The organism is uncultured Campylobacter sp., assembly GCF_937997465.1.
Taxonomy (GTDB): Bacteria; Campylobacterota; Campylobacteria; order Campylobacterales; family Campylobacteraceae; genus Campylobacter_A.
In genome coordinates, this window is sequence record NZ_CALKTQ010000135.1 from 1 (window position 1) to 8,191 (window position 8,191).

Here is an 8,191-nt window from a genome sequence, read left to right on the forward strand (position 1 = left end):
GCGCGGAGTGAGCTTTCGTATGCGCTCATTTCCTTTTGCGTCAAGCTCGCCCGCCGCTCTGATAAACGTATCCGTTCTGCGGTGCCCCGGGTTTGTAGCGAGAGTGTTGGCGATATTCTCGTTTGCGTCTTTGGGGTGAAATTCCCCATTAAATTTGGGGTTTTTGCTGCGAAAATGCGCCAAAGCCCTATCGCTTAAAAAGTATTTTCCCTCTATGCTCGTATCCAAAAAATCAGCCAGCCGTCCGCAGCCTGTTTTAGGCGCTAGCGAAAAAGCATGATACTCATCCGAGTTTAAAAACCCTACGATATAAAGCCGTTCTCTGTTTTGCGGTATGCCGTAGTCTTTGGTGTTTAGGATTTCGGCGTGGCAGTGATAGCCCATCCCGCGCAAAGCGTCCAAAAATCTTTGATAGCTTTTCCCGCTGTCGATACTTAAAAACCCTTTGACATTTTCATAGACAAAAATGCTAGGGCGCGCTTCACTAACCACGCGGTAAAACTGCCATATCAGATTACCTCTTTCTCCGTTCTCGCCTGCGCGCTGCCCTGCGATAGAAAAGTCTTGGCAAGGACTGCCGCCTACCAAAATATCTATTTGCCCGGCATAAGCTCTAGCATCAAGATTGCAAACGTCCTCGTAAAAAACTGCCGGGGCTTCGTGATTGGCTAGATAGCTTTGGCGCGCAAATTTGTCTATCTCGCAGGCAAAAACTACGTTTGCGTCGTTAAAGACTTCTCGCGCCGCGAATTCCGCTGCTCCTATACCCGAAAAGAGAGTGGCTAGGGTCATATTGCGTCTCCAGCATATACGCTTTTACCGCTTTCAAGATCGGCGATTATATGCTTTCTTATGCGCTCAAACCCCAGCCTTATGGACGGATCTTTAGCGCGGTTCTCAAAGCTGCCGTTGCTTAGCTCTTCGTAGGGCTTCTTTTCTTCTTGCATAGCTTGCGTATCGCGCGGCAGGCGGTAGATCGCCTCGCAGTCTATCTCGCGAAAGATTATGCCCGCTTCCTTGATCGCGGCAAGGTTATCGGCCCAAAACTCCCTTAGCTTTGCTTTTATATTCTCTTTGTTCATCTCAAAGATCTGTTTTGCGGCCGGGTGCGAAAAGACGAAATGCAAATTTATACCGCGGATCGCGGCGTATTTGAATATCTTTTCGTTTATTAGCCCGTTTAGGGCGAATTTAGCCATATCGTTTATCAGCTTTCGTTTGTTTAGTTCGGTCATAGTTTCGTGCATTTTTAAACCTTTTAAAAAGCCTTTAATGTCGTTTAAAAAGGCTTTTTAAAGGGCTTTAAGCCCTTTAATCTTCCTTGCGGTTTTGCTTTTTATATTCTTCGTAGTCGAATTTGCAGACGGCAAGCTCGATAATAAAAAATAGGCAAATAATGGCCATCACGTAAGGTATCAAAGTAAGCGCGATGATTCCTGCTATTGCCGTAGCCTTATCCTTTTTCTCATCTCTTTTGGCTTTTATTGCCCACAGCAAGCCGGTAGTAATGACCACGGCATAAAAATTTAGTATCAGCCCCCACGTTAAAAAACTTAGCATAATTTCTCCTTTATAAATTTTTTTATACACTCGTGTGGATTTAGTCTGCGCTCGGCCATCTCGTCAAATATCCGCCTGACGCTAGTAGATATCGCATAAAAACTATTATCGCAGCAAAATACTCCATCTGCGTGCCCTGCATTAATGGCGACTACGGCCAAAGAACAAAGCGAGTCGATATAGTATTGAGGCGTATCTTGATGTACGGGCTCTAAACGCCAATATCTAATGGACATTTCTTGATGCTCAAAAAATGCCCAAAAAAAGCTATAATTAAATTTTTCCTTGCACTGTTTGATGGTGATGCCTCTTTGTTTCCTATAGAGCCTTAAAAGCTCTTTGATCTCGTCAAACTGTTCGTTCGTCATACTTGCTCCTTTCAAAAATTTAAACCTTTTAAAGAACGTTTAAAACCGTTTAAAACGCTCTTTAAAGGGCTTAAAGCCCTTTAAATTTAGACGTTTGCGCTTTGCAAATTCTCTATCTTGGTTTCTATGCGGAAGTTGTCCTTTACGACGCGCTTGAGGCCTAGTTTAACAAGCTCGGCATCTCCTAGTTCTACGATAGCGTCTTTATTTATAGTCTCTTCGTACGTGATGCACTCCTCGAGCTTATAGCTTTTTAGAGCCTTTATGAGCTTTTCTACTCTCTCTTTTATGCGCGGCAATGATACGCTCTTGCTTAGCTTATAGCCTATCTTTCCAAAGGTAAATTCTTTGCTGCGCTTTTCTGCAAATTCGGCCTTGTTTTCCTCGCAAAAGGCTGTTATTTGGCTCTCGATATACTTTTTCTCGTTATCGAGCTTTTCTACTTGTGCCTTTCTTGAGTCTTTTATCTCGTTGCATTTTAGGGTTATCTCGCCGTTTATATCAGCAAGCGCCACCTCAAGCTCGCAAATGCGCTTTAGTGCGCTGTCTACGTCCGTAAATGTTTTTATTTCCATCTCTTGCTCCTTATTTTTGCTTTTCTTCTGTTCGCTCTTATTTCTTGGCTTTTGTGCTTTGCGCCGGGGGTTATGAGGCTCCTCGCAAAGGCCACTTTACTTCTTCTTGCTTTGGTCGGCGTTAGCGTCGGCGCGCCGCCTAGCGTGCCCGTATCGTTTAGCGCCAGGCTTAGACCCGCTAACATAGATGCGGTTTTCATCATCCGTTATTCTCCTTTCAAATATGTTAAATTTCATAGCAAATTTGAGTTTGCAAACGTATCCGTAGACCGTGCAAACGGTCAAATTCGCCTTGGCTTTTCTTACGATTAGCACCTTACATCCAAAGCACCAGCTCGGCCGAGCCGTTTTTGTTTAGCTTTAGCTGGCTTAGGCCTAGCTTTTTGGCGTATTCTAGCTCTGCTGCTATGCCTTTAGAGTCTTTTACGTCCGGATGATCGCAGACGTAGATATGATCGCACTCTTCAAGCATCTTTAACCCAAGCTCTAAGGCTAGCTCTCTTTGAGTACTTTCGTCTAGCTTGCCCGATAGCTCTAGCACTGCGCTTACCGGCTCGTATCCTGCGTGCATTATCTTTATGCACTCCTGCCTTGCGATGTTTTGAGCGAGATAGTCTCTCATATCGTCTTGGCATTTTAAAGCGCCGTAAGGCGTAGCCACATAAACGCGCTTTTGAACCTCTTTCATTTATTCTCCTTTCTTCAAATTTGACTTTATAGGAAGCTCCGCAGAGCTCCCGAAAAATCAATTTATACTTGCTTTAAATGCTTTGACGCCCTCGCACCTTTGGCTAATCTTTGATACTATCTCTCCAAGCACTTCGCGCCTTGAAGCCTCAGCCGTATAGCACACCAGTTTCAGTCCAAATTTCTCCTCGTCGATATTTACGAAAAGCTCGCAATCAAAATTACCTTTTATTTGCGTATCCGCCTCATAAACCGGCAGCGTGAAAGTGATATTTTTTGGCATCTGGATGGTCTCTTTGGCTCCTGATTTGATCTCGACGTCTAGGCTGATTTTTGAGCTCGCGTTTTTTTGCACGCTGTCAAATTTCTTGACCGCTTGCAGGCTCTCTGCTAGCTCGATAACGTCCATATTGTCGTTTGGCTTGCCGTCTATGGCGGTAATGTACGCAAATAGGCTTTTAAGCAAAAATACGAAGTCGCGCTGACCTAGGTTTTTGCCTACGCTCTGGGTAAAGGCTTCGTAAAACGGTGTAAAGCCTAAGCCTAAATTTATGCGTTTTTCGCAAAACTCGGCCTTGTCTTTAGAGCTAAAGTCTATGACGCACTTTATGCTTTTGTCGTCAAAAAATAGTTTTGAGTTTGGCTCTTTGTATTCATTGACGAGATCAACGAAGCTATCTACGTCCAGGGCGTTTATAGTATATTTGTTTCTTAGTGGCTCTTTTAGCAAAGAGTCGGGCAATTTGTAGTCTTGGTGGGTTAGTACGGCTCTTTTGTCCTCGTCTAGCATTACGCTAGGCACTACGTATTTACTCTTTTCTTCTGACATTTGTTGTCCTTTTTAAAATTTATATACTCATTACGAGTTGGTTAGGTGCATTGCGCACTGGCAGTAGGCTTTCTGAAACATAAAATCTAGCTCTAATAGGCTCTTTTGGTAAATTTACGCCCGTAGTGCCGAAAACTATGATCTCACCCTCTGAGTTAGTGTCGGGTTTGATGTCTAGCTTGATGCTCACGCTAGCGGCTTTGCCCGTAGCTTTTACGGCGCTGATGGCCTCTTTTAGGTTATTGGCGGTTTGGCTTAGCAGCGCGCCGGCTCCTAGACTTCTTAGGCATTCGACTAGGACGTCTACATCTTTACTTACGATTTGCGGTTCCATTTTTGTCTCCTTATGTTGTTTGGTTGAAGCTTTCGCTCGACTTTTTCTTTTTTATTAGCATTGTATGAGCTCATTAAAATGCTTAATCAAACCGCCCTCGGGCGGCTCGTTAAACACTTAAATTTTGATAGTATCGACGGCGATTTTCGTACCCTTTATGCAGATATATTCGCCATCTACTTCGTAAAATTTCCTTGAGTAATTTGCTTTTAGTCCTCGTATCATATTCGCGTTCTTTAGCGGTGCTAAAACACAGCTAAGAGCCGACGCTAAAGCTAACGCAAAAAACTCGCCTCGCATGACTCTCGTTGATTTCATCCTTTTATTCCTCCCCGGCATAGCTGCCTACGTCGCCCAAACCTGCGCGAACCTTATCTTTTTGTATCATCGCCATCGTCTCTTTGATCTCTTCCCATTTTTTGCGGTTTCTAGGGTGAGCTAGCTTTGCTAGGGCGCTACGCTCTATTTGGCGCACTCGCTCAGTGCTTAGGCCTAGGATTTGGGCGATCTCTTTTAGCGTCATTTTCTACTCGTCGCCTAGTATCATCATCTCGCTAGCGTCTTCCACCGTATCCTCATCCACCTCGGTGTTTTGGGTGCGAGCTAGCTTTAGGGCTTTTTTGTATAGCTTTGCGCTGATCCTGAAATTTGCATAGCCGTTGGGATTTTCGCTCCACTTAAATACGTATGGATTTTGAAAAATTTGCTCGCACTCCTCGCGGCTTAGCCCTTGCATTACCCACTTGCCGCAAATTCTGCTATATAGCTGCTTTAGCTCGCCGTTTTTGCCGCGTAGGTTTTTAATGAGGATATATGTGCCGCATAGCACGATCGGAGTTCCCGTAAAATCATAAATACGGCGTAGATCTTCAAGACTTCTTACGCTTAGATGCTCGGCCTCGTCGACCAGGATCACCTTGTCCGTATTTGGCTTGTTTAAAAAATCCACGATAGCCCTATGTTTATCGCTTGCTTTTTTGCCAGATACGCTCAAATTTAGCTTTAGCAGCAGCTCGTCCAAAAATGCCGCGGCGTTAGTGTTTAGCGTAGCCTCTATGAGCACGGCGTTAGGGTATTTTTGCTTTGCGGCTTTCATTATGACGCTTTTGCCGGTGCCAGGTTCTCCATAGATAACCGCCATCTCGCGATCTTCTATGGTATCGTCTATGACGAACATCGCGCTTGAAAAATCATGCGTAAAATACGGCACAAATTCTTCGTCCGTTGCCGCTTCTTTGCTCTTTTTAAGCGCCTTTTGGTTATGATTTCTCATCACTTTTACTATATCCGCGGCGAGGCCTTCATTATCGCCCGGATATTTCCCGTTTAAAAACTGGCTTATCTGAGTAGGACTTACCCCTATGGCGCGCGCTACGGCGCTTTGAGAAGTCGAGGTTTGCTCGATAAAGCTTCTTAACTCGGATCTTACGAGTTCTAGATCCATTTTCGCTCCTTTTTTAGATTTTTTAAGGTTTTTTAAAAGCGTTTAAAAACACGTTTAATGCGCATTTAACGCCTTTAAAAAGCCTTTAATTTAGGCTCTTTTTCGCATCATATTTTCAACGTATCCGCCGCTTCTCTTTTCCTTTTTAGGCTTAGCGACGTTTTGTAACATTGCGTCGCTTATTTGGCCATTTTTCATTAAATTTGCCGCTTTTTCGGCCTGAGTTTTTATCATCTCGCCTACTGCGTTGTTTGCTGCCCTAGGCATAGGATATTTAGCGCGAGGCAGATGCTCGTAAGATACTTTGATCACTCCCACCTTGCCCTTGCTCATAGCGACTCTTGCTTTTTCTACTCGTTTTTGCGCCTCTCTTAACTCTTTTTCAAAGAGTTTTACTTCGGCTTTAGCTTGCTCTTTGGTTACGCCTTCTTTATTGTTTACAGCCATACCTATAAAATCGCGCTTTTCGTTAAATACGAATAGCTGAGAGGTGTTATTTAGGTTTATAGAAAACGAAATTTGGCTATATCTAAACAGCCCAGAGAACACGTACGTATCGCCTAGATACTGGATGCCTTTTTTATTGCCGCCTTTTACGGTCTTTATGCCTCCGACTAGAGCCATAACCTCGTATTCGTGCATATATACGGCTTCTTCTACTTTTTCGTCGTATAGTTCTCTAGGCAGCTTTTTATCTTTGCCAAACGCCGTATTATTGATCGTGCCCTCTGCATACATATCAAGCAGCGCGGTTACTTCTTCTAGGCTCATGAGGTTTTCTAGGCGGGTCTTTTCGCCTTTTTTGACTCTTTTATCGGCCTTGCCGTATAACCCCTCAAGCCCTACGCGTTCGGCGACGCAGCTTCCTATATATCCGGCTAGTGCGGCCGTAAAGTTGCTTTGCAAGACGCCGAAATTTCGCTCCACGAACGGCTTTTTCCATCCGCTATACGGCGTTACGGCGTGATACTCGATACCAAGCTCTGTAACGGCGCTTTGCACGGCGCCCGACAAAAAGGCCTTGCCGTTATCGCCGCGGATCACGGCCGGCTTTCCGTAGCGAAGTATGTATTTAGCCAGACATCTTTGCACCGCGAGCGAGTTTTCGCTCTCGCACATCTGATATACTCTTACGTGGCTATATACGTCTATGATAGAGATGATGCAAAATCTCTTTTGCAGCTTCTTAGCATCGTCTTCGCTCATACCTAGCATCTTTGCTAGAGTCGTATTTATGCAGATCATATCAAGGCTCGTGGCGTCTATTTCCACGACCTGGTTTATGCTCGTGATATTCCAGTTCATATCGCCGATTGCAGGCTGCTTCATACCTCTTGCTTTATCTACGCCGTGTCTTCTTACGACGTCGGCCAAAGGATTATCGTTTCGCCATTTTTGCACGTAGCGATATACTGCGCTTACGGTTATAGGAGTCTTTCTTTTTGCGTAGGTATTTGCTAGCAAATCGACGTCCAGCGCGTCTTTTACGGCTAGATATTCGTTTAGCTTTTGACAGATTGCCGCCGCATCTATGCGCTTGTTTGAGGCGAGGATCAGCTCATTAAACTTATCTTCTAACCCGTAAGCCTCGATTAGGCTTTGCTTGCGCGAGGCTCGTGCGTCCACGAGTCCCTCTATGCCCTCGGTTTCATATGCTCTTTGCCAAGCAAATAGCTTGTTCTGAGTCAAATTTACAGAGTACATCCTATGGTTATTTATGTACTCTATAAATTGGGCTACTTTTACGCCTTTGCTCTTTGCCCTGGCGTATTCTTTTAGGATCATCTCTTTTTGCTGAGCTTCAAGACCTTTTTTGGTTTTTGAGAGTTCGACCCTGATCTGCGCGTCGGTCTTTGTTTGAGGCAAGCAAAGGGTAGCGGGCAAATTTACTCCGCCCGCTCCTAAATTTAACCCGCCTTGCTCTACCACCTCGCACTCTATAGCCTCGTCTTTTCCATACGACATGGGCGCGGCTATGCCGTTTGCGCCTCTTTGGCTCTCGACCCCACTCTGAAGCCGTAGACCCCGTTGCTCGTTATGCGCACATTGGTATAGCCCATCTCCCGCATACGCATCGCTATATGCTTTTGCTTCTCCTCGCTCATCGTCTTTTGCGTATGAGCTATCGCTCGTGTAGTTACTTCCTTGGTTACGTCCATCGCCTCTATTTGCATCGCTTGTCCTTTGGTTTGAATTTATCTGCGTCTGCTCTTGATCTCGTCGATCACCTGTATTAGCGAAGCCAGCGCCAAAAACGCCACCGTTGCCGCCCCAAATATCATCACTATCGCTAGTGTCCAACTTAGTATCTCCATCGCTCTCTCCGTTAGTGAAATTTAAGAGGCGGGCGTGGGCGTCTTTTTCCCAATTTACCCTAGATGCCTTGCCCGCCTG

General features: G+C 45.0%; 14 protein-coding genes. All 14 read right to left on the reverse strand.

The window, feature by feature from the left end; all coding sequences use genetic code 11:
- On the reverse strand, positions 1-792 hold a 792-nt coding region (locus tag Q0546_RS04170; protein ID WP_298790799.1), incomplete at its 3' end, for a DNA cytosine methyltransferase.
- Positions 789-1,247 carry a hypothetical protein gene (locus Q0546_RS04175; protein WP_298790801.1) on the reverse strand — a complete coding sequence of 153 codons (459 nt, stop codon included), beginning with the start codon at positions 1,245-1,247 and terminating at the stop codon, positions 789-791. The genes Q0546_RS04175 and Q0546_RS04170, both read right to left, overlap by 4 nt.
- A gap of 64 nt (positions 1,248-1,311) precedes the next feature.
- The gene (locus Q0546_RS04180; protein ID WP_298790803.1) at positions 1,312-1,560 is read right to left on the reverse strand and encodes a hypothetical protein; all 249 of its coding nucleotides are present in this window, start codon (positions 1,558-1,560) and stop codon (positions 1,312-1,314) included.
- A complete protein-coding gene (locus Q0546_RS04185; RefSeq protein WP_298790804.1) occupies positions 1,554-1,928 on the reverse strand; it encodes a hypothetical protein in 375 nt (124 codons plus the stop codon). The genes Q0546_RS04180 and Q0546_RS04185 overlap by 7 nt, the downstream gene beginning before the upstream one ends.
- Before the next feature lie 86 nt (positions 1,929-2,014).
- Positions 2,015-2,503 (reverse strand): host-nuclease inhibitor Gam family protein, encoded by a 489-nt coding sequence (locus Q0546_RS04190; RefSeq protein WP_298790805.1) that lies wholly within the window; start codon positions 2,501-2,503, stop codon positions 2,015-2,017.
- Positions 2,494-2,703, reverse strand: a complete 210-nt coding sequence (locus tag Q0546_RS04195) for a hypothetical protein (protein ID WP_298790806.1) — start codon at positions 2,701-2,703, stop codon at positions 2,494-2,496. The genes Q0546_RS04190 and Q0546_RS04195 overlap by 10 nt, the downstream gene beginning before the upstream one ends.
- A gap of 116 nt (positions 2,704-2,819) precedes the next feature.
- Positions 2,820-3,191, reverse strand: coding sequence for a DUF1937 family protein (locus Q0546_RS04200; RefSeq protein ID WP_298790809.1), 372 nt, complete (start codon positions 3,189-3,191; stop codon positions 2,820-2,822).
- A gap of 57 nt (positions 3,192-3,248) precedes the next feature.
- Positions 3,249-4,019, reverse strand: coding sequence for a DUF2303 family protein (locus Q0546_RS04205; RefSeq protein WP_298790811.1), 771 nt, complete (start codon positions 4,017-4,019; stop codon positions 3,249-3,251).
- Between the two features lie 19 nt (positions 4,020-4,038).
- The gene (locus Q0546_RS04210; protein ID WP_298790813.1) at positions 4,039-4,353 is read right to left on the reverse strand and encodes a hypothetical protein; all 315 of its coding nucleotides are present in this window, start codon (positions 4,351-4,353) and stop codon (positions 4,039-4,041) included.
- 117 nt (positions 4,354-4,470) lie between these two features.
- Complete coding sequence (locus Q0546_RS04215; RefSeq protein WP_298790815.1) at positions 4,471-4,671, reverse strand: hypothetical protein; 201 nt, start codon at positions 4,669-4,671, stop codon at positions 4,471-4,473.
- Between the two features lie 4 nt (positions 4,672-4,675).
- A complete protein-coding gene (locus tag Q0546_RS04220; RefSeq protein ID WP_298790817.1) occupies positions 4,676-4,876 on the reverse strand; it encodes a sigma factor-like helix-turn-helix DNA-binding protein in 201 nt (66 codons plus the stop codon).
- Between the two features lie 3 nt (positions 4,877-4,879).
- Positions 4,880-5,797 carry an AAA family ATPase gene (locus tag Q0546_RS04225; protein ID WP_298790819.1) on the reverse strand — a complete coding sequence of 306 codons (918 nt, stop codon included), beginning with the start codon at positions 5,795-5,797 and terminating at the stop codon, positions 4,880-4,882.
- 90 nt (positions 5,798-5,887) lie between these two features.
- Positions 5,888-7,762: a transposase family protein gene (locus Q0546_RS04230; protein WP_298790821.1), complete on the reverse strand. Its 1,875-nt coding sequence runs from the start codon at positions 7,760-7,762 to the stop codon at positions 5,888-5,890.
- Positions 7,763-7,770: 8 nt separating this feature from the next.
- Positions 7,771-7,971 carry a hypothetical protein gene (locus Q0546_RS04235; protein WP_298790823.1) on the reverse strand — a complete coding sequence of 67 codons (201 nt, stop codon included), beginning with the start codon at positions 7,969-7,971 and terminating at the stop codon, positions 7,771-7,773.
- Between the last annotated feature and the right edge of the window lie 220 nt (positions 7,972-8,191).